Source organism: Streptomyces sp. NPDC032126 (assembly GCF_055580085.1).
This window is the reverse complement of record NZ_JBVIMA010000006.1, coordinates 66,019-88,904: the sequence shown is the minus strand read 5'-3', so window position 1 is coordinate 88,904 and position 22,886 is coordinate 66,019. Positions and strand designations below refer to the sequence as shown.

The following is a 22,886-nucleotide window of genomic DNA, read 5'->3' as shown; positions in this document are numbered from 1 at the left end:
TGCCGCGATCAGTCCGTGCCGGACTCCATCGCCGCGCGGTCCAGCAGCGCCTCGTCCTCCGAGACCTCGCCACGGGAAGCGATGACCTCGGCGCCGCCCTCCGGCAGCTCCGGCATCGTGCCGATCAGGCCCGTCGCGGCGGCCTGGGAGGCGCCGATGGTGGGGCTGCCGGTGCCGATCAGGCCGAGGCCGGCGTACTGCTCCAGCTTGGCGCGGGAGTCGGCGATGTCGAGGTTGCGCATGGTGAGCTGGCCGATGCGGTCGTGCGGGCCGAACGCCGAGTCCTCGGTGCGCTCCATGGACAGCTTGTCCGGGTGGTAGCTGAACGCCGGGCCGGTGGTGTCGAGGATCGAGTAGTCCTCGCCGCGGCGCAGCCGCAGGGTGACCTCGCCGGTGACGGCGGCGCCGACCCAGCGCTGGAGGGACTCGCGGACCATCAGGGCCTGCGGGTCCAGCCAGCGGCCCTCGTACATCAGGCGGCCGAGGCGGCGGCCCTCGTTGTGGTACTGGGCGACCGTGTCCTCGTTGTGGATCGCGTTGACCAGGCGCTCGTAGGCCGCGTGCAGCAGGGCCATGCCGGGGGCCTCGTAGATGCCGCGGCTCTTGGCCTCGATGATGCGGTTCTCGATCTGGTCGGACATGCCGAGGCCGTGGCGGCCGCCGATGGCGTTGGCCTCCATCACCAGGTCGACGGCGGAGGCGAACTCCTTGCCGTTGATGGTGACCGGGCGGCCCTGGTCGAAGCCGATCGTCACGTCCTCGGTGGCGATCTCGACGGACGGGTCCCAGAAGCGGACGCCCATGATCGGCTCGACGGTCTCGATGCCGGTGTCCAGGTGCTCCAGGGTCTTGGCCTCGTGGGTGGCGCCCCAGATGTTGGCGTCGGTGGAGTACGCCTTCTCGGTGCTGTCCCGGTAGGGCAGGTTGTGGGCGACCAGCCACTCGGACATCTCCTTGCGGCCGCCGAGCTCGGTCACGAACGCCCCGTCGAGCCACGGCTTGTAGATCCGCAGATGGGGGTTGGCGAGCAGGCCGTAGCGGTAGAACCGCTCGATGTCGTTGCCCTTGAAGGTCGAGCCGTCGCCCCAGATCTGGACGTCGTCCTCCAGCATCGCCCGGACCAGCAGCGTGCCGGTGACGGCACGGCCGAGGGGGGTGGTGTTGAAGTAGGCGCGGCCGCCGGAGCGGATGTGGAACGCGCCGCAGGTGAGCGCGGCCAGGCCCTCCTCGACCAGCGCGGCGCGGCAGTCGACCAGACGGGCGACCTCGGCGCCGTAGGTCTTGGCGCGGCCGGGCACCGAGGCGATGTCGGGCTCGTCGTACTGACCGATGTCAGCCGTGTAGGTGCAGGGGACGGCGCCCTTGTCGCGCATCCAAGCGACCGCGACCGAGGTGTCGAGTCCGCCCGAGAAGGCGATGCCGACGCGCTCGCCGACGGGAAGGGAGGTGAGGACCTTGGACATAGAAAGAGTATGCACTGTTATGCATGGTCATGCAACAGGCCTGTACAGCTCCTCGACCTCCTCCGCGAAGTCCTTCAGGATCTGGTCCCGTCTGAGCTTCATCGACGGGGTCACCTGCCCCGCCGCCTCCGTGAAGTCCACCGGGAGGATCGCGAAGCGGCGGATCGACTCCGGGCGGGAGACCAGTTTGTTCGCCTCGTCGACCGCTCGTTGGAGGACCACCCTCAGGTCCTCGTCGTCCAGGAGGAGCTTCGCCGGGACCGGGTGCTTGCCGTTCATCTGGCGCCAGTGGGTCAGGCCCTCGGGGTCCAGGGTGAGCAGGGCCGAGACGTAGGGGCGGCCGTCGCCGAGGACCATGGCCTGGGAGATCAGGGGGTGGGAGCGGAGCCAGTTCTCCAGGGGCGCCGGGGCCACGCTCTTGCCTCCGGCCGTGATGATCATCTCCTTCTTGCGGCCGGTGATGGTGAGGAAGCCCTCGTCGTCCAGTTCGCCCAGGTCACCCGTGGCCAGCCAGCCGTCGGGCGCCGCCGGGACCACCCCGCCCGCCGCCGGATCCCAGTACCCCCGCAGGACGTGGTCCCCCGCGAGCAGGATCTCGCCGTCCGCCGCGATACGGACCTTCGTGCCGGGGATCGGCCAGCCGACCGTGCCGAGCCGGGGCCTGAGCGGCGGGGTCACGGTGGACGCGCCCGTCGTCTCCGTGAGGCCGTACCCCTCGTAGATCTCGATGCCCGCACCCGCGTAGAAGGCGGCCAGCCGCCGGCCGAGCGGGCTGCCGCCGCAGATCGCGTGGCGCACCCGGCCGCCCATCGCGGCGCGGATACGGCGGTACACGAGCGGGTCGTAGAAGGTGCGGGCGGCCCGCAGGGTCGCGCCGGGGCCGGAACCCGTGCCCGTCTTCTGCGCCTCCGTCGCCTCGCCCCACCGGCGCGCCACCGACACCGCCCGGTCGAACGTCGACAGCCGGCCGCCCGCCTCCGCCTTCGCGCGCGCGACATTGAAGACCTTCTCCAGCATGTACGGGATCGCCAGCAGACACGTCGGCCGGAAGGCCGCCAGGTCCGGCAGCAGGTCCTCCGACTTCAGGCTCGGCGCGTGCCCCAGGCGCACCCGGGCCCGGACGCACGCGATCGCCACCATGCGGCCGAAGACATGGGAGAGGGGGAGGAAGAGCAGCACGGACAGGTCGTCGCCGCTGTCCGACTTGAAGATCGGGTAGAGCAGCTCGATCGCGTTGTCGACCTCGGCGAAGAAGTTGCCGTGCGTCAGCGCGCAGCCCTTCGGGCGGCCGGTCGTCCCCGAGGTGTAGATGAGCGTGGCGAGCGTGTCCGGGCCCAGCACGCCGCGCCGGACGGCCACATCGGCGTCGGGGACGTGCGCCGCGCCCAGCTCCGCCAGGCGGTCGATGTGCTCCTTCTCCATCACCCACACGTGCCGCAGGTCCGGGATGCGGTCCCGCTCGGGGCCGAGCGCCGCCGCCTGTGAGACGGTCTCCGTCACCAGGGCCACCGCGCCCGAGTCCTGAAGGATCCAGCGGGCCTGGAAGACGGAGGAGGTCGGGTAGATCGGCACGGTCACCAGTCCGGCGGCCCACGCGGCGAAGTCGAGCAGCGTCCACTCGTACGTGGTCCGCGCCATGATCGCGATCCGGTCGCCCGGCACCAGCCCCTCCGCGATCAACCCCTTGGCCACGGCGAGGACTTGGGCCGCGAAGTGCTCGGCGGTGACATCGGTCCACCGGCCGTCCGGCCACCTGCGGCTGAGGACGACGGCGTCCGGGGCGGCGGAGGCGTTGTCGAAGGGCAGGTCGGCGAGCGACCCGTGCGTCACGGGCTGCGCGAACGCCGGTACGGACGCCTCCCGTACGACGCCGTCGAGTCGCCGTGTCTCCGGAGCCACCAGGACGGGACCGCCGCGCTCGTAGTCGGCGGAGGTGGGGTACGAGGTGGACACGGCGGCTCCCTGGGCGTACAGCGGCAAGAAACTGCTTGCTGCGGTGAGGTACGTGCCTCGCATACCGAGGCGTTCACCGCCGGAACACCGCAGAAAGGGGTTACCGCCGGTTAGGAAGGGGATCGTACGGGCCGCACGTGTGGGGCGTGTGCCGGTTCGGAGAGGGTCCGGAGATGGTCCGGGGCCGGGGCTGTGCAATCTCGCGGGACAGGTGAGCGCCCCTCACATCCCACCGCGCTACGGCCGTTCCAGCACCGCCGTCACGCCCTGGCCGCCCGCCGCGCAGATCGAGATCAACCCCCGTGCCGGGCCGTCCTGTTCGGCCAGCAGACGGGCCAGGGTCGCCACGATCCGCGCGCCCGTCGCCGCGAAGGGATGCCCGGTCGCCAGCGAGGAGCCCGCCACGTTCAGCCGGTCGCGGTCCACCGGTGCGAGCCCGCGCTTCTCCCAGGCCGCCAGCGTCGCCAGCACCTGGGACGCGAACGCCTCGTGGATCTCGACGAGGTCGAAGTCCTCGATGACCAGCCCGGTCCGCTCCAGCATGCGCGGGACCGCGTACGCCGGGGCCATCAGCAGGCCGTCCTCGCCGTCGGCCACATCGCCGTGCACGAAGTCCACCGCCGCCGTCTCGTAGGCCGTGAGGTACGCCAGCGGCTCCAGGCCGCGCGCCTTCGCCCACGCGTCCGAGGCGAGCAGGACCAGCGCCGCGCCGTCGGTCAGCGGGGTCGAATTGCCCGCCGTCATCGTCGGGTTGGGGCCGTCCGTGCCGAACACCGGCTTCAGCGCGGCGAGTTTCTCCACGGTCGAGCCCGGCCGGAGGTTCTGGTCGCGTTCCAGTCCCCGGAAGGGCACCACCAGGTCGTCGAAGAAGCCCCGGTCGTACGCGGCCGCCAGCCGCCGGTGGCTCGTCGCCGCCAGTTCGTCCTGGGCCTCGCGGCCGATGCCCCAGGCGCGGGCGGTCACGGCGGCGTGCTCGCCCATCGACAGGCCGGTGCGCGGCTCGGCGTTGCGCGGGATGTCGGGAACGAGGTGCGAGGGGCGCACCCGGGCGAGGGCCCTCAGCCGCTCCCCCGTCGACCGGGCGCGCCGCGCGGCGAGCAGGATCCGCCGCAGTTCGTCGTTGACGCCGAGCGGTGCGTCGCTGGTGGTGTCGGCGCCGCCCGCGATCGCGGATTCGGTCTGGCCGAGGGCGATCTTGTTGGCGGCGGCGATGACGGCCTGGAGGCCGGTGCCGCACGCCTGCTGGATGTCGTAGGCCGGGGTGCGCGGGTCCAGTCGGGAGCCGAGGACGGTCTCGCGGGCGAGGTTGAAGTCCCGGCTGTGCTTGAGGACGGCGCCGGCGACGAACTCGCCCACCGCGCCCGGGTCCTGGAGCGCGTGGCGTTCCACGAGCCCGTCGAGGGCCGCGCTCAGCATGTCCTGGTTGGAGGCGGTGGCGTAGGGGCCGTCGGAGCGGGCGAAGGGGACACGGCTGCCGCCGATGATCGCGACACGCCGGACCGCCGGTGGTTCCAGGGGGCTCATCTCGACCCACTCCTCACCTGTGACATAGGCTTACCTCCGGTAACCTTACTCCAGAGTAAGCAACTGAGCGGGGAGATCGGGACATGGCCGACCGTTATCTGACCTTCACCGGGACCGGACCCGGCCGCTTCCTCACCCGCCGCCTCGGACTGCCCCAGCCCGCGCCCCTGAAACGCTGGTCACCGGAGCGGCCCGCACTGGAGGGCGGCGTCCTGCGCCGCACCGCCGGCACATCCGTCCTCGACCTCGACGCCCTCGCCCTGCCCCCCGCCACCGACACTCCCGCCGCCGTCCTCCTCGACGCGACCGGCGTACGGGACGTCGAGACGCTCACCGAGGTGCACGCCGCCCTCCACCCCGTCGTGCGGTCGGTCGCCGAGAGCGGCCGGGTGATCGTCCTCGGCGCGCCCCTCGACCCCGCCGACCACCACCAGGCCGCCGCCCAGCAGGCCCTGGAGGGCCTCACCCGCGCCCTCGGCAAGGAGATCGGGCGGGGCAGGACCGTGAACCTCGTACGGCTCACCGACGCGCCCTCCGCCGAGACCACCCTCCGCTTCCTGCTCTCCCCGAAGTCGGCGTACGTCAGCGGCCAGGTGATCGACGTCGGCTCCCGGGCGGTCGAGCGGCCCGCCGACCGCGACCGCCCCCTCGCCGGACGCACCGCCCTGATCACCGGCGCCGCGCGCGGCATCGGCGAGGCCGTCGCCGAGACGCTGGCGAGGGACGGCGCCCACGTCGTCGTCCTCGACGTGCCGCAGGCCGAGGCGGACGCACGGCGGGTCGCCGAACGCCTCGGCGGCACCGCGCTCACCCTCGACATCACGGCCCCCGACGCGGGCGCGCGCATCGCCGACTCCCTCCCCGGCGGACTGGACGTGCTGATCCACAACGCGGGCGTCACCCGGGACCGCCGCCTGGTCAACATGCCCGCCGAGCACTGGAGTTCGGTCCTCGACGTCAATCTGGCGAGCGTGCTGCGCACCACGGACGCGCTGCTCGCGGCCGGTGCGATCAGGGAGGGCGGGCGCATCGTCGCCACCGCGTCGATCGCCGGTCTCGCGGGCAACGCGGGGCAGACCAACTACGGTGCCAGCAAGGCCGGGATCGTGGGCCTGGTCCGCTCGCTCGCGCCCCGCGCCCTCGCCGAGCACGGCGTGACGGTCAACGCGGTCGCGCCCGGGTTCATCGAGACGCGGATGACCGCCGCGATCCCGCTGTTCATCCGGGAGGCGGGGCGCCGGATGAGCTCCCTCGCACAGGGCGGACTGCCCGTCGACGTCGCCGAGACGACCGCCTGGCTCGCCCACCCCGGCTCCGGCGCGGTGAACGGGCAGGTCGTACGGGTCTGCGGGCAGAGCCTGCTGGGGGCGTGATGACCACGCTGACCTCGTCACCCGCCCTGGCGCCGCTGCTCGCCCGGGGCGCCCTGCTGTCCCCCTTCAAGCGGCCCCGCCCGGACGCCGGATTCCCGCACGATCGGCTCGTCCTGCCCGGCCTGCGCGTCGACCTCGCCCGCCTCGCCGCCTACGAGCGGGTGTGCGGCTTCGCCACCGGCGAGGAGGCGCTCCCGGTCACCTATCCGCACGTCCTCGGCTTCCCGCTGGCCATGCGGCTGATGAGCGGCCGGGACTTTCCGCTGCCGCTGCTGGGCCTGGTGCACACGTCGATCGACATCACCCGGCACACGGCGCCGGCGGCGACGGGTACGTACGAACTAACCGTTCACATCGAGGAGTTGATGCCGCACCGGCGCGGGACCGAGGCGGCCGTCGTGACCGGGCTACGGGACGGCGGTGCCCTCGTATGGGAGTCGCGCAGCACCTATCTCGCCCGGCACCGGACCAACCACGGTTTCGCCGGGGAGGCCCGCCCGGAGGCGGAGGCCGCGCTGCCCGTGCTCGACGAGTGGCGGCTCGCCGGGGATCTCGGCCGGCGCTACGGTGCCGCCTCCGGCGACCGCAACCCCATCCACCTCCACCCCCTCACCGCCCGCCTCTTCGGCTTCCCGCGCGCCATCGCGCACGGCATGTGGACGGTCGCCCGCTGCCTCGCCGCCCACGGCACACCCGACGCGGTGCGCGTCAGCGCCGCGTTCCGGGCCCCGGTGCCACTGCCGGGGACGGTGACGTACGGGGCGCGGGACGGGCGGTTCGAGCTGCGCGGCAGCGATGGGCGCCTGCACGTCGAGGGTGAGGTCGGCCCCCTTAGCCCCGGCTGACGCTCACCCCGCCGATCAGCCCCCACGCGGCGACGCGGACGCGGGGACCGCCGGGCACGGTCGGCCCCTCGTCCCGTACGCCGCCCAGCCGTACGCCGCGCACCTCGACCCTCACATCGGGGCGGACACGGAGGCTCACGCCGCCGATCAGGCTCAGCTTGGTGATGCGCAGTTCGGCGCCGTCCGGGATGTCGAGGTCCGTGAGGTCGATGTCGGCGCCGCCGATCAGGGACGCGGTGAGGGTGCGTTCGTGCAGGGCGGCGCCTTCAAGGCGGTGGCCGCCGATGAGGCTCACTCTGATGTCGGTCTTCTGCGGGTGTCCCCCGTGGCTCTTCGTCATGGTCACGACGATAGAGAACGGGGGCCGGCCTCCCCCAGTGCCCGGCGTCCACCGTCGGGCATGACACCTGTCACGAATCGGACAGCGCGGTGTCGGGGGGCGACCAGGGATGCCCGGTCATCAGATTCCCCAGGCCCGCCCAGGCGAAGTTCATCAGGGTCGCCGCGGCCTGCCGTGCCGTGACGCCCTCGGTGGCGTTGGCCCAGGTCGCGAGGGACTCGGCGGCGCCGACGAGGGCCTCGGCGAGCCCGGCGACCTCGCCCTCGGGCAGGTCGGGGTCGCGGTGGGCCTCCCGGGCGGCGACCGCGATCAGCTGGGTGACGAACGCGACGATCTCCTCGCGCATCGCGGCGACCTCGGCGGCGAACACCTCGCCGTGCGTCCGCGCTTGGAGGTGCAGCACGGACCAGCCGTCCGGGTGCTGCCCGGTGTGCGTGAAGAAGGCCCGCAGACCTTCCCAGAGTTGGCGGTCGGCGGGCAGATCGCGGTGCACGCCGGCGCGCACGGCCGCGACGAGGGCGGCGGCCTCGCGGCGGATGCAGGCCGAGAAGAGGTCTTCCTTGGAGTTGAGGTACAGATAGACCAACGGCTTGGAGACACCGGCGAGTTCGGCGATCTCGTCCATGGACGCGGACATGTATCCCCGCTGACCGAAGATCCGCACGGCGGCGTCCAGCATCTGCTGCTCACGGACCGCACGCGGCATGCGCTTGGTCTTCACGGCACCCATGGGGCCAAGCGTAGGGCCTGCACCGGGAGGTCCGACCCCAGGAGGTCCGGCCTCAGGAGGTCTGGCCCTGGACGCGCGTGGCCTCGTCGGCCGCCTCGTCCTCCTGGGTGCGGCTGGCCTCGATGTTGGCCTTCATCCGGTCGACCTTCCGGACGATCTGCTCGGAGGCGCGGTCGCGCTCCCCGCGCAGGACCACGAAGCTGATCGGCGCGGAGATCAACAGCGCGAGCAGCACGATCCAGATGCCGTTGGAGTCGCCGAGGCCGCGCGGCACGATCCCGGAGTAGACGAGGCCCCAGACGACCACGAGGCAGCCCGCGAAGATACCGAGGCGCATCAGCGTGTAGCGGAGCATCTCAATCCACTCTTCCGATTCCAAACAGGGACAGCCTCCAGTGAAGCACGTCCGGCGGGCGATCTTCCGGGCGGGTCCAGGGTCTCTCTTTCGGATCTTGCCGGGGTCGCGGGGTCTGGCACGCACATCTGCGGCGTTGTCGTCGGTTGTCAACGCTCCGCGTTGCCGCCCTCCTCCGCCTTGCAGCTGCACGCACCAGACCCCGCTCGGCTTGGCCGACAGGCGCCGTCGCTCGGAGCCGGCCAGATCCGAAAGAAAGGCCCTAGTGCAGCGGCAGCAGCATGATCACGTCGTCGCGGTCGTCGCCCGGCGCGACACGGATGGCGGCGGGGACACGGCCGACCTCCTTGTAGCCGCTGGAGCCGTAGAAACGCTCCAGCCCCAGTCCGCCCCGGCAGGTGAGCCGTATCGCCTCGACGCCGTCGAAGGAGCGGGCCGCGTCCTCGGCGGCTGCGAGCAGATCGCGGCCGTAGCCCTTGCCCTGGTGACGGGGGTGGACCATGACCGTGTAGAGCCAGACCCAGTGGGTCATCAGCGGGTGGGTGTTGAAGGTGAAGAAGCCGGTGGCGGCGACACGCCCGTCCTCGTCGTGCCCGACCAGCAGCCGGGCCCGGCCCTCGGCCATCGCCACGAGGTGCTTGACCAGCGCGGGCCGGACCACGTCCCGGGTCACGGGCGGCACGAAGCCGACGGCTCCACCGGCGTTGGACACATCGGTCCACAGATCGAGGATGCCGTCGCGCAGCTCGGGTGTGACGGCGGGATCGAGAGCGAAGGTAAGGGCCACGGAGGCAGTGTAGTTATTACGCCAGGACGCGCGCCGCCACCTCAAGATCTGAGACGAGCCCCTGGTACGCCGTGTCACGGTCGTCCGCCCGCAGGACGGACGAGGGGTGAACGGTGGGCACCAGCCGCTCCGGCCGCCCGTGGATCTCCTCCTCCAGTACGGTCCCCCGCACCTGCGAGACCCGGAACGACGACCCCAGCAGGGCCTTCCCGGCGGTGGCCCCCAGAACGACGATCAGCTCCGGCCGCACGACGGCGAGCTCGGCGGCGAGCCAGGGCCCGCACGCGGTCATCTCCCGCAGACTGGGCGCCTTGTGAATACGCCGCTTACGGGGCTCGGCCTGGGTGAACTTGAAGTGCTTGACGGCGTTGGTGACATAGGCGTCCGCCGGATCGATACCGGCTTCGGCTAGCGCCTTGTCGAGAAGCTTCCCGGCGGGCCCGACAAAGGGTTTCCCTTGCCGGTCCTCCTGGTCACCGGGTTGCTCCCCGACGAGCATCACGCGCGCGTGGGCGTCCCCGGAGCCGAAGACGGTCTGAGTGGCGTCGCGGTGCAGAGGGCAGCCGCGGCAGCCGGCGGCGGCACGGCGAAGGGCGGCGAGCCCACCCCGGTCGGGAAGAAAGGGCTCTGCGGTGTAGCGATCTTCCGGCGCCTGATCAGGCATGCGCCCCGAGTACCCACCTAAGGGGCGCGGGGAACTGCGCGACCAGCCACAGCGCACCCGCACCCAAAAACGGCGAACTCAAATCCGCATGGGCTGAGGCGCTTCCCGACGCCCCGCGTCAGGCCCCTCATACTCCCGAATCACCTCGTACCGAGTGTTCCGCTCCACCGGCCGGAACCCAGCGTCCCGAATCAGATCCAGCAGATCATCCCGCGTCAGCTTGTTCGGCGTCCCGTAATTGTCCGCGTCGTGCGTGATCTTGTACTCGACCACCGAGCCGTCCATGTCGTCCGCGCCGTGCTGCAGCGCGAGCTGCGCGGTCTGGACGCCGTGCATGACCCAGAAGACCTTGACGTGCGGGACGTTGTCGAACAGGAGCCGGGAGACGGCGAACGTCTTCAGCGCCTCCGCGCCGGTCGCCATCCGCGTACGCGCCTGGAGCCGGTTGCGGACCTTCCCGTCCTTCATGTCCACGAAGTCGTGCTGGTAGCGCAGCGGGATGAAGACCTGGAAGCCGCCGGTCTCGTCCTGGAGCTCACGCAGCCGCAGGACGTGGTCGACGCGGTGGCGGGGCTCCTCGATGTGGCCGTACAGCATGGTGCACGGGGTCTTCAGACCCTTCTCGTGCGCCAGCCGGTGGATGCGGGACCAGTCCTCCCAGTGGGTGCGGTGGTCCACGATGTGCTGCCGGACCTCCCAGTCGAAGATCTCGGCGCCGCCGCCGGTGAGGGACTCCAGGCCCGCGTCGATCAGCTCGTCGAGGATCTCCGACGCCGAGAGCCCGGAGATGGTCTCGAAGTGGTGGATCTCCGTCGCCGTGAACGCCTTCAGCGACACGTTCGGCAGCGCCGCCTTCAGCTCCCGCAGCGAGCGCGGGTAGTAGCGCCACGGCAAGTTCGGGTGCAGCCCGTTGACGATGTGCAGCTCGGTGAGGTTGTCGCTCTCCATCGCCTTGGCGAGCTTCACCGCCTCCTCGATGCGCATCGTGTACGCGTCCTTCTCCCCCGGCTTGCGCTGGAAGGAGCAGTACGCGCACGACGCCGTGCACACATTGGTCATGTTGAGGTGCCGGTTGACGTTGAAGTGGACCACGTCACCGTTCTTGCGGGTGCGCACCTCGTGGGCGAGTCCGCCCAGCCACGCCAGGTCGTCCGACTCGTACAGCGCGATGCCGTCCTCGCGGGTCAGCCGCTCACCGGCTCTGACCTTCTCCTCCAGCTCGCGCTTGAGCCCGACGTCCATGTCCACACCTTTCCACGACAACGACTGACCAACCGTACGACTACACGTCCTCGGGAAGCTCCCCGACCCGGTTCTCCCACTTGGTGGAGAGCACGATGGTGGTGCGGGTCCGGGAGACGCCCTTGGTCCCGCTGAGCCGCCGGATGATCCTCTCCAGCCCGTCGACGTCGTTCGCCCGCACCTTGAGCATGTACGAGTCGTCGCCGGCGATGAACCAGCAGTCCTCGATCTCGCTGAGGTCCCGCATCCGGGCGGCCACGTCCTCGTGGTCGGCCGCGTCGGACAGGGAGATGCCGATGAGGGCGGTCACGCCGAGGCCCAGCGAGGCGGCGTTGACGGTGGCCCGGTAGCCGGTGATGACCCCGGCCGCCTCCAGGCGGTTGATGCGGTCGGTGACGCTGGGTCCCGACAGGCCGACAAGGCGCCCCAGCTCCGCGTAGGAGGCCCGGCCGTTCTCCCTCAGGGCCTGGATGAGCTGCCTGTCCACGGCGTCCATGCGATTCGAAGCCTTCCGAGATAAGGGTGACGGTCTGAGAGTTCGGTGTGATCCGGCGGGGTGCGGCCGCCGGTCAGGAGGGACGGGCGTCGCCGAGCTCGCCCTTCCAGCGGCGGTAGAGGCCGTGTTCCACACCCGCCGCGTCCAGGACGCGTCCCGCCACGAAGTCCACCAGGTCCTGGATGTGCGTGGCGCCCGCGTAGAAGGCGGGTGAGGCGGGGACGACGGTGGCGCCCGCGTCGTCGAGTGCGACGAGGTGGCGCAGGGTCTGGCCGTTCAGCGGGGTCTCGCGTACGGCCACGACGAGGGTGCGGCGCTCCTTGAGGTTGACGCTCGCCGCACGTTGGAGCAGGTCCTTGGAGAGCCCGAGGGCGACGCCCGCGACGCAGGCGGTGGAGGCGGGCACGATCAGCATGCCCTTGGTGCGGTACGACCCCGAGGACGGGCCCGCCGCCAGGTCCCCGGCGCTCCAGTACCGCACCCGGTCGAGTCCGGCCGCGACGTCGTAGATCCCGGGCTTGCCCTCGGCTCCCCGGCCGAGCCATTCGCGCAGGTCGTCCTGCCAGTGCGCGTCCCGGAAGGAGATGCCGGTCTCGTCGAGCAGGGTGAGCCGCGAGGCCCGGCTGACGACCAGGTCGACGCTCTCACCGGCGTCCAGCAGACCGCGCAGCACGGCAGCGGCGTACGGCGTCCCGGAGGCCCCGGACACCCCCACGATCCAAGGCACGCGCTGCGTTTCTCCTGCGTTCACATCTTGAGCGTACCGGTGGGACGGGGACTCACACCGTCAGACCCCGGACCAGCAGATCCAGCAGCGCGCATACGAACAGGGCGATCCCGATGAAGCCGTTGACGCTGAAGAACGCCCTGTTGACGCGGGACAGGTCGTGGGGGCGGACGATGGTGTGCTCGTAGAGGAAGGCTCCCGCCACGATCAGCAGGCCCAGCCAGAAGAAGGCGCCGGCGCCGGTGGCCAGGGCGTACCAGACGAACAGGGCCGTCGTGAGGGCGTGGCAGACGCGGGCGCCCCAGATCGCCGCCGGGATGCCGAAGCGGGCCGGGACCGACATGACGCCGATCTCGCGGTCCGTCTCCACGTCCTGGCAGGCGTAGATCAGGTCGAAGCCGCCGATCCAGATGCCGACGGCCAGACCCAGGATCACCGCGTGCCAGGACCACTCCCCGGTGACCGCGAGCCAGCCGCCGATCGGGCCCATCGCCTGGGCGAGGCCGAGGATGGCCTGCGGGAAGTTCGTGAAGCGCTTCCCGTAGGGGTAGACCACCATCGGGATCACCGCGACCGGCGCCAGGGCGAGGCACAGGGGGTTCAGCATCGCCGCCGAGCCGAGGAAGACCGCGACCGCGATGAGGGCGCCCGTCCAGGCGTGCCGCACCGACACCGCGCCGGTCACCAGCTCGCGCTGCGCCGTGCGGGGATTACGGGCGTCGATCTCGCGGTCGATGATCCGGTTGACCGCCATGGCGAACGTGCGCAGCCCGACCATGCAGACGGTGACGAGCAGCAGCCGCCCCCAGTGGATGTTCCCGTCCAGCTCGAACATCGCGGTGAGCGCGGCGATGTAGGCGAAGGGGAGCGCGAAGACCGAGTGCTCGATCATGACCAGGCGCAGGAAGGCTTTCGTGCGTCCTGGCTGCGGAATCGCGGCGGAGGCGCTGCTCATGAGAGGCCGTACTCCTTCCAGCGGCGGTCCACTTTCGCGGCCGTCTCCGGGTCCGACTCCACCATGTCCGGCCAGCCGCCGTCCCTGGTGTAGCCCTCCTCGGGCCACTTCTTCGTCGCGTCGATGCCCGCCTTGCCGCCCCAGAACTGCTGGTAGGAGGCGTGGTCGAGGTGGTCGACAGGGCCCTCGACGACCGTGAGGTCGCGGGCGTAGTCGGTGTTGCCGAGCGCGCGCCAGGCGACCTCGTGGAGGTCGTGGACGTCGCAGTCGGAGTCCACGACCACGATCAGCTTGGTCAGGGACATCATGTGGGCGCCCCAGATCGCGTGCATGACCTTCTGCGCGTGCTTGGGGTACTTCTTGTCGATCGAGACGATCGCGCAGTTGTGGAAGCCGCCCGCCTCCGGCAGGTGGTAGTCCACGATGTCCGGCACGATGATCTTCAGCAGGGGCAGGAAGAAGCGTTCCGTGGCGCGGCCGAGGGGGCCGTCCTCCGTAGGGGGCCGGCCGACCACGATCGACTGGAGCAGCGGGCGCTTCCGCATCGTCACGCAGTCGATCGTCAGCGCCGGAAAGGGCTCCTGCGGGGTGTAGAAGCCGGTGTGGTCGCCGAAGGGGCCCTCGGGCAGCATCTCGCCCGGCTCCAGCCAGCCCTCGATCACCACTTCGGCCTGCGCCGGGACCTGGAGCGGCACGGTCTTGCAGTCGACCATCTCGATCCGCTTGCCCGCGATGAACCCGGCGAAGAGGTACTCGTCGATGTCGCCGGGGAGCGGCGCGGTGGACGCGTACGTCACGGCCGGGGGGCAGCCGAAGGCGATCGCGACGGGGAGGCGCTCGCCGCGCCTGGCCGCCACCTGGTAGTGGTTGCGGCTGTCCTTGTGGATCTGCCAGTGCATACCGATCGTGCGCCGGTCGTGGCGCTGGAGCCGGTAGAGGCCGAGGTTGCGGATCCCGGTCTCGGGGTCCTTGGTGTGGGTCAGGCCCAGGTTGAAGAAGGAGCCGCCGTCCTTGGGCCAGGTGAAGAGGGCCGGGAGCTGGTCGAGGTCGACGTCGTCGCCGGTGAGGACGACCTCCTGGACCGGAGCCTCCTTCACCTTCTTCGGCGGCACATGCGCCATCGCGCCGAGCTTGCCGAAGGCCTCCCGCACCCCGACGAACCCGTGCGGCAGTTCGGGACGCAGCAGTCCGCCGATCTTCTCGGAGATCTCGCCGTACGACTTCAGGCCCAGCGCCTTCAGCAGGCGGCGGTCGGTCCCGAAGACGTTCATGGCGAGGGGCATGGAGGACCCCTTGACGTTCTCGAAGAGAAGGGCGGGGCCGCCGGACTTCTGCACCCGGTCGACGATCTCCCCGACCTCCAGATACGGGTCCACCTCGGCCTTGATGCGCTTGAGGTCTCCCTCGCGCTCCAGCGCCCTGAGCAGGGAGCGAAGATCGTCGTAAGCCATGCGTCCCAGTATCGGCCACCCGCTACCCTGACCCCGTCACCGGGGCCGCCCCGCGCCCGCCGTCGTCTCCTGACTCGCCTTCTGGGGGATCGTTCCACCATGCTCAGGCTGCTGATGTACCTCATCCCGCTGGCGCTGACGATCTTCGCGCTCATCGACTGCCTGAACACGCCCGAGGACGAGGCCAGGCACCTTCCGAAGATCGCCTGGGTCTTCATCGTCCTGCTGTTCTGGGTCGTCGGCCCGATCGCGTGGCTGGCCACGGGCAAGGTGCGCACGCCGCCCCTGAACGGCCGTACGCCCTCGGAGTGGCACGCCGGCCACCGCCTCGACTACGTCGCCCCCGACGACAACCCCGAGTTCCTGAAGTCCCTCGCCGACCAGAACAAGAAGGACGAGGCCCTGCTCAAGGACTGGGAGGCCGATCTGCGCCGCCGCGAGGAGGAGCTGCGCCGCAAGGAGCGCGGCGAGGAGCCCCGGGGCGAGTGATGGAGCTGCGGCTGCTGGCCACCTTCGAGAAGGTCGCCTCGGTGCTGAGCTTCACCCGGGCCGCGGCCGAGCTGAACTACGCCCAGTCCAGTGTGACCAGCCAGATCCGCGCCCTGGAGGACTCCCTCGGCGTGCAGCTCTTCGACCGGCTCGGCGGCCGGATCCGGCTGACGGAGGCGGGCGAGCGGCTGCTGCCGTACGCGCGGCAGATGCGGGAGCTGGCCGAGGAGGCCCGCGCGGCGGTCGCCGGCCCGGAGGAGCCGTCGGGCACGCTGGCCGTCGGCACGATGGAGTCCCTGACGAACTACCGTCTGCCGCCGCTCCTGGAGTACTTCCACCACCGCTTCCCGAAGGTCCGTCTCTCCCTGCGTCCCACGCTCGGCGACGAGACCCGCCAGGCACTGCGGGCGGGGACGTACGACCTGGGCTTCCTCATGGAGGAGGAGACGGAGCATCCGGGCCTGGAGTGCGAGGTCCTCACCGTGGAGCCGCTGGCGCTGGTGGCGGCGCCGCGGCACCCGCTGTTGGGCCGGGAGATCGCCGTGCGGGACATCGCGGCGCAGCCCCTGCTGGCCACCGAACCGGGCTGCGCGTACCGGGACCTGTTCGAGCGGGAGCTCGCGTCCGCCGATCCGGACGTCCGGTTCCTGGAGTTCGGCACGATCGAGGCCACCAAACGGGCGGCGGCGGCCGGTCTCGGGATCTGTCTGCTGCCCGAGGTGACGGTCGCCGCCGAACTCGCGGAGGGTTCTCTCGGACGACTGGACTGGGTGCCGCCGTTCACGCTTCGGACGCAACTCGCGTGGCGGGCCGGGAAGCGGCTTCCTGAGCACGCGCGGCTGTTCGTGGAGCAGGCGCGGCGGCTGGTGTCCGAGCAAGGGTGACCTTGAGGCTGGCCGCGACGATCAGCGGCACGCCGAGCGCCTGGACCAGGCCGATGTGGTGGCCGTACACGGCCCAGTCCATGACCATCGCGACGGCCGGGTAGACGAAGGCGAGCACGGCGATCTTCGAGGTCGGCAGCTGGGCGTACGCGGCGTACATCAGAACGTACATCACGCCCGTGTGGATGAGGCCGAGCCCCACCAGCCAGCCCCAGTCGGCGCCGGTGCCGCGCATCGCGCCGAAGTCGGCGAAGGGGAGCAGCAGCGGGATGCCGACCAGGACCTGCACGAGGGCGATGAGGTGGGGGCGGACGCCGGTGATGCGCTTGGTGACGATCGTGGACAGGCCGTAGAGCAGCGCGGCGAGGAGGGCCTGGCCGACGCCGAGGACGTACGTGCCGCCGCCGCTCGTGAAGTCGGCGGGGGTGACTCCGGAGACGAGGATCAGCCCGGCGAAGGCGAGGGCGATCCAGCCGACCTTCGCGGCGGTCAGGCGCTCGCGGAAGAGGAGGGCGCCGAGCAGGACCACGTAGAACGGCTGGGTGTGGTAGACGACGGTCGCCACGGAGATCGACGTGTTCTCGTACGACTGGAAGAGCAAGACCCAGTTGAAGACGATGAACACGCCGCCGAGGACGGCGAGTCCGAGGGTGCGCGGGGTGAAGCCGTGGTGCCGGACCCAGCCCCGGGCGAGGACGTATCCGCCGAGGGCGAGGGCACCGAACAGCACGCGGAAGAACACGACGTTGAACGGCGAGGCACCCGACTCGACGACGAAGACGCCGAGCGTGCCGGAGAGCATCATGGCGGCGGCGAGCTGGGCGGTGCCCTTGGTCTGAGACGTCTGGGAGGTCATGCCACGACGCTACGAGCGGGTGAAGCGACTGGTCCACGCGCTGCTGGGGCGTTCTGCCGATGGGGGCATCGGGGCCGCCGATGGGCGCAGGTCGGCGTCACGGCCGGCGCCGCGTTATGCGGTGAGGGCCGCCCGGAGGACTTCGCCCAGGGCGGCGGCCCGGTCGGGGCGGGCCGACATCAGGGCCGCCAGTTCGGCGACCGCCCGGTTGCGGTCGTCGGCGTCGGGGGCCTTCTCCTGGGCGGCGGTGGCGAGGATCCGGGCCGGTGCGATGTCGGGGGCCTCGGCTTCGGGGGTGGTGTCGAGGGCCTGGGCCGCCAGCCGGTGCACCGCGGCCGGCCAGGGAGCCTCGTACACGCACTCCTCGATGATCGCGAGCAGGCTCAGCACCGGTCCGTCCGCCGCCTCCAGACCCGCCCGGACGCGGTCGTGCAGAGCTTGGCGGTCGTCGAGGAGCCGGTAGGCGGCTTCGATGCCCTCGGTCATGGCCATCGCCGCGATCGCACGGTGGACGGTGATCACTCGGCTGTCGCCGTTCAGGGCCGCCAGTTCGGCCAGGGCCTCGTCCGTGTCGGGGGCGAGCAGATCCGCCGCGTGCTCGGCCAGGTGCTCCGCCGAGGCGTCCCAGCCCCCGGCGCCACTGCTGATCCACGCGATCAGGCTCTCCGACAGCACGAGCGAACGGTAGGCCGTGTCCACCGGGACACCGGACATCAGCTGTTCCAGCAGCTGGATGTGGAGGCCGGCGGGTCCGCCCAGGAGGGACCACTCCCGCAGGGCGGCGTGGGCCGTGCCGTCGAGCAGGGCGGGGTGGGTGGTGACGAAGTCCCGTGACTCGTCCCAGGTGCTCGTGTCGAGCCAGTCCGCGGTCAGCTGGAGGGCGGTCTCGGGGAGGTCGAGCCAGAACGGCGGCTCGGGGGCGGCGCTCGGGTCCGCGCACAGCCGGGCGACGATGTCGCGCACCGCCGAGTCCTTCGCGGCGGCCGCCCGCAGTTCCCGGTGGATCCGGAACACGGTGTCGCCGCCGACGGGGCTGCCCGGGCCGAGCAGGTGACACAGGGCCTCGCTGCCGGCGGCCGTTCGGCCCCACCTCAGCAGGAACTGGGCGCGGTAGTACCGGAGTTCGGCCGCCGACTCGGGTGCGCCGGGCCACTCGCCGATGATCTCGTCGTAGGACTGGAGCGCTTCCTGGAACCGACCCGCTTCCGACAGGTCGTCGGCGAGGACCGTCAGGGTCGTGACCAGGTCGCGGAAGTGGGCGTCGGGAGTGGCCGCCACGAGCTCACGGAGGATGGCGATCGCTTCCCCGGCCCGGTCCAGGGCTTCCTCGCGGCGCCCAGCCTCGCCGAGCTGCACGGCGAGGTTGGTCAGTGTCATGGCCAGACTCGCGCGATGGGCGTCGGGGCTGACCTGGCAGAGCGCACGGCACAGGTCGACGGCCTCTTCGGCGAGAGGCAGGGCTTCCCCACCGCGCCCCGCCTCCGACAGCTGGACCGCGAGGCTGTTCACCGCCATGGCCAGATCGGGGAGGTAGGCATCGGGGCTCGCAGCGAAGAGCGCACGGTAGATCTCGACGGCTTCTTCGACGGGAGCCAGAGCCTCCTGGCCCCTCCCCGCCTCCGCCAGCCGGACCGCGAGGGTGTTCAGCGCCATGGCCAGATAGGGGAGGTACACCGGCCCGTCGGACACGACGAGCGCGCGGTGCAGCCGTACGGACTCCTCGGCGCACGCCAGGGCCTCCTGGCTCCGGCCCGCCTCCGACAACCGGTTGGCGAGGGAGTTCAGCGCCCTCGCCAGCCCGGGAAGGTACGCCTGCTCGTTTGCCTCGGCGAGCGCGCGGTGCAGCCGTACGGACTCCTCGGCCGGTGCCAGGGCCTCCTGGGTCCGGCCCACTTCCGACAGGTGGTCGGCGAGGTTGTTCAGCGCCACGGCCAGCTGAGGGAGATGGGCGTCGCGGCTGGCCCCGACGAGCCCCTGGAAGATGTCGACGGATTTCGCGGCGTGGGCGACGGCCTCCTGACGCCGGCCCGCCTCCGACAGGCGGTTGGCAAGGGTGTTGAGTTCCATGGCCAGACCGGGGAGGTGGGCGTCGGGCTCGTCCTCGACCAGGGCACGGCGCAGCCGCACGGACTCCTCGGCCGGGGCCAGCGCCTCCTGACGCCGCCCGACCTCCGCCAGCTTGATGGAGAAGTTGCTCAACGCGCTGGCCAGGACGGGTCGGTGTGCCTCCGGGTTGATCTCGGTCAGCGCGCGGCAGATGTCGACCGCTTCCTGTGCCGGGGCCAGAGCTTCCTCATGCAGCCCCACCACCGACAGCCGGTTGGCACAGTTGGTCAAGGCCGTGGCGAGGCCGTGCAGATGGGCGTCGGGCGCGGCCTCGACGAGCGTCCGGAAGATGCCGACGGCTTCCTGTGCCGGGGCCAGGGCTTCCTGATGCCGCCCCACCACCGACAGCTGGATGGCGAAGTTGTTCAACACGTGGGCCAGGCGCGGGAGGTAGGCGTCCGGGTTGGTCACGGCGAGCGCCCGGTACAGCCGGACGGCCTCCTCGGCCGGAGCCAGGGCGTCCTTGAACCGTCCCGTCTCCCCGAGCCGGTTGGCGAGGTTGTTCAACCCATTGGCCAGGTCGGGGAGGTACGCCTCCGGGTTGGCCTCGCAGACCGCCCGGTGCAGCCGTACGGACTCCTCGGCCGCGTCCAGGGCGTCCTGACGCCGCCCCACCTTGCCCAGATGGATGGAGAAATTGTTCAACGCGCTGGCCAGGCCGGGCAGGTAGGCGTCGCCGTCCGCCGCCGCGAGCACCCGGTAGATCCCGACGGCCTCCTCCGACGGGGCCAGGATCTCCCTGCGCCGCCCCGTCTCCGCCAACGCGATGGAGAGATTGCTCAGCGCGGCGGCCAGCAGGGGCAGATGCCGGTCGGCGTCGGGGCTCGCCTCGCCGAGGGTCCGGAGGATGTCCACCGCTTCCTGTGCCGGCCCCAGAGCGTCCAGATGACGTCCGGCCGCCGCCAGCTGGTTGGTGCGACTCATCAGCGCGGCGGCCAGGGTGGGCAGATACGCCTCGTTGGCCTCCACAAGCGACCGCAGGGCGGTGATGCCGGGGCCGCCGGCGTGCAGGGCGTGGTCGGGCAGGTGCAGGCGCAGGTAGGGGTTGGCCAGTTCGGGCTCGGCCCCGCCGCCGGTCTGGTCGAGGGTGAGGGCGACCAGGGCGCGCACGATGGCGAGCGCGGGTGGATCGCCGGCCCGGTCAGTCGCCGTACCGCGCAGATACGTGACGAGTTCGCGGTGGTAGAGCCGGTACACGGCCTGGCGGCCGTCGCTGTCCTCGACGATGTACCGGCCGTAGTGCTGGAGCAGCCAGTCGATGTCCTCGGCCTCGTAGGGGGTCTCGCGGCCCCCCACGGCCTGGGCCGCCGTCTGCCACACGCCGTGCGCGGGCATGCCGTTGCCCGCCGCCCAGGCGAGGGCCATGAGGAGGTCGCCCGCCGCGTCGGGGTGCTCCCGGCCGTCGCGGACCAGGGCGGGGGCGGCGGCCAGGTCGACGGCCAGGGCCTCGGCGATGCCCGCCGGGATCTGGTCCCGCCAGGGGCGGCCGGGGTCGGCGGACAGGGAGCGGGCCAGCCGCGAGGCCACGATGCGGGCGAAGAGGAAGCCGCCGCCGGCCGTGCCGGCGCGTTCCGCGAGGACCGGGGCGATGTCGTCGGCGGTCGGCTGCGGGACACCGTCGGCCAGGAGGCGGCGGCGTACGTACGTGGTGATGTCGGTCAGCGTGTCACCGTCCTCGTCGAGGTCGAGGACGCGGACGGCGGCGCCGGCGGTGCGGGTGAGGGCGGCCTCCAGGGTCTCGCCGGGTTCGCGGTGGGGCTGGAACGGGCGGTCGCGGGAGGCCAGCAGGACGGTGCACAGACGGCTGAGGGGGACGAGGAGCTGTTCGGCGATCGCGGCCGACTGGCCCGGGGCCGCCTCGTCGAGGCCGTCGAGGACGAGGACATGGGCGCGCCCGCCGGGCGTCTGCGCGCGTTCCAGCTGGGCGATGAGGTCGGCCGGGGTCTTGGGCTCGGGCAGGCCCAGCCGGTAGGCGAGGGCGTCGGCGAGGTCCGGCACGGCCATGCCCCGCAGGTGCACCGCCGCGTCCACGCTGTCCTCGCCGGGGTCGGGGTCCTCGTCGGTGAGCGGGGCGTGCCGCATCAGGGCGGCGCGTTCGGTCCGGTCGGAGAGGGCGGCGACGCGGCCGGCGACGGCGGACTTGCCGGCGCCCGCGCTGCCCGTCAGCAGCAGCATCCCCGTGGCGCCGGTGGCGAGCCAGTCGGTGATCTCCCGCAGGGCGCGGCGGCGGCCGGTGAAGAACCAGCCCTCCTCGGTGGGGTCGATGCCGCGCGCGGCCAGCACGAGGTGTTCGACGAGGGCCTCGCCGGATTCCGGGCGCCACAGGGGGTTGCGGAAGAGCGGGGCGGGACGGCCGGTGGAGGCGCGCACGGGGAGCTGCCCGTTGTCGGGCCAGTCCTCCAGTACGGCGAGGGCGAGGGTCTCCCCGGTGATGCCCTCGTTGCGCACGCTCCACTCGTGCCGGTAGCCGCCCCGCCGCGAGGTGCCGTTGCCGGTGCCGTTGGACCGGTAGGGCCCGTCCCTCAGCAGCCGCAGCACCGTCTCCAGGAGCTGTCCGCGCGCTCCCGCCGCCCTCTCGTGGGCCTGGCAGGCGGCCAGCACGCCGATCCAGGCCGTGCGGGGCTCGGGCAGGGTCCGGTTCTCCCAGACGCCGAGGGCGTGGTCGAGGGCGGGGAGGGCGCCCGCGCCCGAGTGGCAGGTGTCGAGGAGGATCAGGATCTGGTCGGCGCGGCTGGTCAGGGCCTGGCTCGCGAGACGGTCCGGGGAGTAGTACCGGTCCTTGTTGGCGAGGCCCTTCCGCGTCCCGTAGGTGATGAGCCGGAGGTCATTCCCGCCGTCGATCTCGCCGTGCCCGGACCAGGCGATGACGGCCGGGCCGTGCCCACCGGTCTCGGACCAGGTGTCGGACCAGTCGTCGAGCGCCTCGATCAGGTCGCCCTGTCCCGGGTTCCGCACGACGGTCCCGTGGTAGCCGAACCCGGCGAGGACCTGGCCGAGTTCCGTGACCTGGTCGTCCGCGCCCTTGAGCGGGCGGAAGGCCGGGTCCCGGTACTCGTCGAAGACGACGGCCAGGAAGGTGCCTCTCAGGTCGGTTCCGGGGAGCTGGTCGGTCATAGGGTGCCTTCGAGGATGAGGGTGAGCGCAGGCTGCGGCTGAAGGCGGTGAGGTCGGCGGCGAACGGGCCCCGGGTCACGCAACGGTGTGCCCACGGACCACCTCTGCGAGGAAGGCGGACCAGGCGACTCGGCCCACGATCACTGTCGGGCCGTCGGGCAGTTTGCTGTCACGTATGGGGACGGCGGATCTGAACTCTCGGGCGACTTCCAGGCAGTTGCCGGAGTCGTCGTCGCTGTGGCTGCTCTTGATCCAGTTCATCGTCGCCGTACTCCTCCATCAACCTGCCGACCAGAGCAGCGAATTCGCGAGCAGACGGGGCATCCGCCCTGAGCCCATCATAGATTCGGCTGTGTTCGGCGTAGACGTCCGGATCATTGGGTGAAATCGGGCGGGGCGCCTGAGGTCGAAGCGGCCCGCCGGGGCGATCTGGCGGGCGTGCGGGAGGAGGCCCGCGCCCGCCACGACTGGTCGGCGGTGACGGATGTGAACGTGCTGATGCGGCGCCACCAACAGCGCTAGCACGCGGCGC

Annotated in this window: 21 protein-coding genes; 5 read left to right on the top strand and 16 right to left on the bottom strand. The window is 71.6% G+C overall.

Going from position 1 to position 22,886, the window contains the following annotated elements; translation table 11 throughout:
- Positions 1–8 precede the first annotated feature (8 nt).
- From argG to ACZ5NW_RS22770, 3 genes are all read right to left on the bottom strand, one after another.
- On the bottom strand, positions 9–1,463 hold the full coding sequence (argG, locus tag ACZ5NW_RS22780) for an argininosuccinate synthase (protein WP_468745729.1): 1,455 nt from the start codon (positions 1,461–1,463) through the stop codon (positions 9–11).
- Positions 1,464–1,490: 27 nt separating this feature from the next.
- Positions 1,491–3,416: an AMP-dependent synthetase/ligase gene (locus ACZ5NW_RS22775; protein WP_468745728.1), complete on the bottom strand. Its 1,926-nt coding sequence runs from the start codon at positions 3,414–3,416 to the stop codon at positions 1,491–1,493.
- Positions 3,417–3,653: 237 nt separating this feature from the next.
- The gene (locus tag ACZ5NW_RS22770; protein WP_468745727.1) at positions 3,654–4,940 is read right to left on the bottom strand and encodes an acetyl-CoA C-acetyltransferase; all 1,287 of its coding nucleotides are present in this window, start codon (positions 4,938–4,940) and stop codon (positions 3,654–3,656) included.
- 83 nt (positions 4,941–5,023) lie between these two features.
- On the opposite strand from ACZ5NW_RS22770, the gene ACZ5NW_RS22765 reads away from it, so the two are divergent.
- Both ACZ5NW_RS22765 and ACZ5NW_RS22760 read left to right on the top strand, forming a co-directional pair.
- Positions 5,024–6,313 carry a 3-oxoacyl-ACP reductase gene (locus tag ACZ5NW_RS22765; RefSeq protein ID WP_468745726.1) on the top strand — a complete coding sequence of 430 codons (1,290 nt, stop codon included), beginning with the start codon at positions 5,024–5,026 and terminating at the stop codon, positions 6,311–6,313.
- Positions 6,313–7,158, top strand: a complete 846-nt coding sequence (locus tag ACZ5NW_RS22760) for a MaoC family dehydratase (RefSeq protein WP_468745725.1) — start codon at positions 6,313–6,315, stop codon at positions 7,156–7,158. Before ACZ5NW_RS22765 ends, ACZ5NW_RS22760 begins: the two co-directional genes overlap by 1 nt.
- Here ACZ5NW_RS22760 and ACZ5NW_RS22755 read toward each other — a convergent pair.
- The 10 genes from ACZ5NW_RS22755 to ACZ5NW_RS22710 form a co-directional block, all read right to left on the bottom strand.
- A complete protein-coding gene (locus tag ACZ5NW_RS22755; protein ID WP_468745724.1) occupies positions 7,145–7,498 on the bottom strand; it encodes a hypothetical protein in 354 nt (117 codons plus the stop codon). The genes ACZ5NW_RS22760 and ACZ5NW_RS22755 overlap by 14 nt on opposite strands.
- Positions 7,499–7,568: 70 nt before the next feature.
- Positions 7,569–8,228 carry a TetR/AcrR family transcriptional regulator gene (locus ACZ5NW_RS22750; RefSeq protein ID WP_468745723.1) on the bottom strand — a complete coding sequence of 220 codons (660 nt, stop codon included), beginning with the start codon at positions 8,226–8,228 and terminating at the stop codon, positions 7,569–7,571.
- 52 nt (positions 8,229–8,280) lie between these two features.
- The gene (locus tag ACZ5NW_RS22745; protein WP_468745722.1) at positions 8,281–8,583 is read right to left on the bottom strand and encodes a DUF4229 domain-containing protein; all 303 of its coding nucleotides are present in this window, start codon (positions 8,581–8,583) and stop codon (positions 8,281–8,283) included.
- 262 nt (positions 8,584–8,845) lie between these two features.
- Entirely contained in the window at positions 8,846–9,370 is a 525-nt protein-coding gene (locus ACZ5NW_RS22740; protein ID WP_468745721.1) for a GNAT family N-acetyltransferase, read from the bottom strand.
- A gap of 16 nt (positions 9,371–9,386) precedes the next feature.
- Positions 9,387–10,034, bottom strand: a complete 648-nt coding sequence (locus ACZ5NW_RS22735; RefSeq protein ID WP_468745720.1) for a UdgX family uracil-DNA binding protein — start codon at positions 10,032–10,034, stop codon at positions 9,387–9,389.
- Positions 10,035–10,112: 78 nt separating this feature from the next.
- Positions 10,113–11,276 (bottom strand): aminofutalosine synthase MqnE, encoded by a 1,164-nt coding sequence (mqnE, locus tag ACZ5NW_RS22730; RefSeq protein WP_468745719.1) that lies wholly within the window; start codon positions 11,274–11,276, stop codon positions 10,113–10,115.
- Positions 11,277–11,316: 40 nt separating this feature from the next.
- The gene (locus ACZ5NW_RS22725; protein WP_468745718.1) at positions 11,317–11,772 is read right to left on the bottom strand and encodes an Lrp/AsnC family transcriptional regulator; all 456 of its coding nucleotides are present in this window, start codon (positions 11,770–11,772) and stop codon (positions 11,317–11,319) included.
- A 73-nt stretch (positions 11,773–11,845) separates the two neighbouring features.
- Positions 11,846–12,499 carry a UbiX family flavin prenyltransferase gene (locus ACZ5NW_RS22720; RefSeq protein WP_468745717.1) on the bottom strand — a complete coding sequence of 218 codons (654 nt, stop codon included), beginning with the start codon at positions 12,497–12,499 and terminating at the stop codon, positions 11,846–11,848.
- Between the two features lie 52 nt (positions 12,500–12,551).
- Positions 12,552–13,454 carry a menaquinone biosynthesis prenyltransferase MqnP gene (gene mqnP, locus ACZ5NW_RS22715; protein WP_468745716.1) on the bottom strand — a complete coding sequence of 301 codons (903 nt, stop codon included), beginning with the start codon at positions 13,452–13,454 and terminating at the stop codon, positions 12,552–12,554.
- A complete protein-coding gene (locus tag ACZ5NW_RS22710) occupies positions 13,451–14,905 on the bottom strand; it encodes a menaquinone biosynthesis decarboxylase (protein WP_468745715.1) in 1,455 nt (484 codons plus the stop codon). The genes mqnP and ACZ5NW_RS22710 overlap by 4 nt, the downstream gene beginning before the upstream one ends.
- Positions 14,906–15,004: 99 nt before the next feature.
- Here ACZ5NW_RS22710 and ACZ5NW_RS22705 point away from each other — a divergent pair, with 99 nt between their 5' ends.
- Positions 15,005–15,394, top strand: coding sequence for a PLD nuclease N-terminal domain-containing protein (locus ACZ5NW_RS22705; protein WP_468745714.1), 390 nt, complete (start codon positions 15,005–15,007; stop codon positions 15,392–15,394).
- Positions 15,394–16,278 (top strand): LysR family transcriptional regulator, encoded by an 885-nt coding sequence (locus ACZ5NW_RS22700; RefSeq protein WP_468746156.1) that lies wholly within the window; start codon positions 15,394–15,396, stop codon positions 16,276–16,278. The genes ACZ5NW_RS22705 and ACZ5NW_RS22700 overlap by 1 nt, the downstream gene beginning before the upstream one ends.
- On the opposite strand, the gene ACZ5NW_RS22695 is transcribed toward ACZ5NW_RS22700, so the two are convergent.
- The 3 genes from ACZ5NW_RS22695 to ACZ5NW_RS22685 form a co-directional block, all read right to left on the bottom strand.
- Positions 16,175–17,134: a DMT family transporter gene (locus tag ACZ5NW_RS22695; protein ID WP_468745713.1), complete on the bottom strand. Its 960-nt coding sequence runs from the start codon at positions 17,132–17,134 to the stop codon at positions 16,175–16,177. The genes ACZ5NW_RS22700 and ACZ5NW_RS22695 overlap by 104 nt on opposite strands.
- 114 nt (positions 17,135–17,248) lie before the next feature.
- Positions 17,249–22,354 carry a tetratricopeptide repeat protein gene (locus tag ACZ5NW_RS22690; RefSeq protein ID WP_468745712.1) on the bottom strand — a complete coding sequence of 1,702 codons (5,106 nt, stop codon included), beginning with the start codon at positions 22,352–22,354 and terminating at the stop codon, positions 17,249–17,251.
- 75 nt (positions 22,355–22,429) lie between these two features.
- The gene (locus ACZ5NW_RS22685) at positions 22,430–22,615 is read right to left on the bottom strand and encodes a DUF397 domain-containing protein (RefSeq protein WP_468745711.1); all 186 of its coding nucleotides are present in this window, start codon (positions 22,613–22,615) and stop codon (positions 22,430–22,432) included.
- A 120-nt stretch (positions 22,616–22,735) separates the two neighbouring features.
- Here ACZ5NW_RS22685 and ACZ5NW_RS22680 point away from each other — a divergent pair, with 120 nt between their 5' ends.
- Positions 22,736–22,876: a hypothetical protein gene (locus ACZ5NW_RS22680; protein WP_468745710.1), complete on the top strand. Its 141-nt coding sequence runs from the start codon at positions 22,736–22,738 to the stop codon at positions 22,874–22,876.
- Positions 22,877–22,886 lie beyond the last annotated feature (10 nt).

Bases quoted from the DNA above. Each gene is read 5' to 3' on its own strand.
- argG (WP_468745729.1), bottom strand. From the start codon at position 1,463: ATGTCCAAGGTCCTCACCTCCCTTCCCGTCGGCGAGCGCGTCGGCATC.
- ACZ5NW_RS22770 (WP_468745727.1), bottom strand. From the start codon at position 4,940: ATGAGCCCCCTGGAACCACCGGCGGTCCGGCGTGTCGCGATCATCGGC.
- ACZ5NW_RS22765 (WP_468745726.1), top strand. From the start codon at position 5,024: ATGGCCGACCGTTATCTGACCTTCACCGGGACCGGACCCGGCCGCTTC.
- ACZ5NW_RS22760 (WP_468745725.1), top strand. From the start codon at position 6,313: ATGACCACGCTGACCTCGTCACCCGCCCTGGCGCCGCTGCTCGCCCGG.
- ACZ5NW_RS22755 (WP_468745724.1), bottom strand. From the start codon at position 7,498: ATGACGAAGAGCCACGGGGGACACCCGCAGAAGACCGACATCAGAGTG.
- ACZ5NW_RS22750 (WP_468745723.1), bottom strand. From the start codon at position 8,228: ATGGGTGCCGTGAAGACCAAGCGCATGCCGCGTGCGGTCCGTGAGCAG.
- ACZ5NW_RS22745 (WP_468745722.1), bottom strand. From the start codon at position 8,583: ATGCTCCGCTACACGCTGATGCGCCTCGGTATCTTCGCGGGCTGCCTC.
- ACZ5NW_RS22735 (WP_468745720.1), bottom strand. From the start codon at position 10,034: ATGCCTGATCAGGCGCCGGAAGATCGCTACACCGCAGAGCCCTTTCTT.
- mqnE (WP_468745719.1), bottom strand. From the start codon at position 11,276: ATGGACGTCGGGCTCAAGCGCGAGCTGGAGGAGAAGGTCAGAGCCGGT.
- ACZ5NW_RS22725 (WP_468745718.1), bottom strand. From the start codon at position 11,772: ATGGACGCCGTGGACAGGCAGCTCATCCAGGCCCTGAGGGAGAACGGC.
- mqnP (WP_468745716.1), bottom strand. From the start codon at position 13,454: ATGAGCAGCGCCTCCGCCGCGATTCCGCAGCCAGGACGCACGAAAGCC.
- ACZ5NW_RS22710 (WP_468745715.1), bottom strand. From the start codon at position 14,905: ATGGCTTACGACGATCTTCGCTCCCTGCTCAGGGCGCTGGAGCGCGAG.
- ACZ5NW_RS22705 (WP_468745714.1), top strand. From the start codon at position 15,005: ATGCTCAGGCTGCTGATGTACCTCATCCCGCTGGCGCTGACGATCTTC.
- ACZ5NW_RS22700 (WP_468746156.1), top strand. From the start codon at position 15,394: ATGGAGCTGCGGCTGCTGGCCACCTTCGAGAAGGTCGCCTCGGTGCTG.
- ACZ5NW_RS22695 (WP_468745713.1), bottom strand. From the start codon at position 17,134: ATGACCTCCCAGACGTCTCAGACCAAGGGCACCGCCCAGCTCGCCGCC.
- ACZ5NW_RS22690 (WP_468745712.1), bottom strand. From the start codon at position 22,354: ATGACCGACCAGCTCCCCGGAACCGACCTGAGAGGCACCTTCCTGGCC.
- ACZ5NW_RS22685 (WP_468745711.1), bottom strand. From the start codon at position 22,615: ATGAACTGGATCAAGAGCAGCCACAGCGACGACGACTCCGGCAACTGC.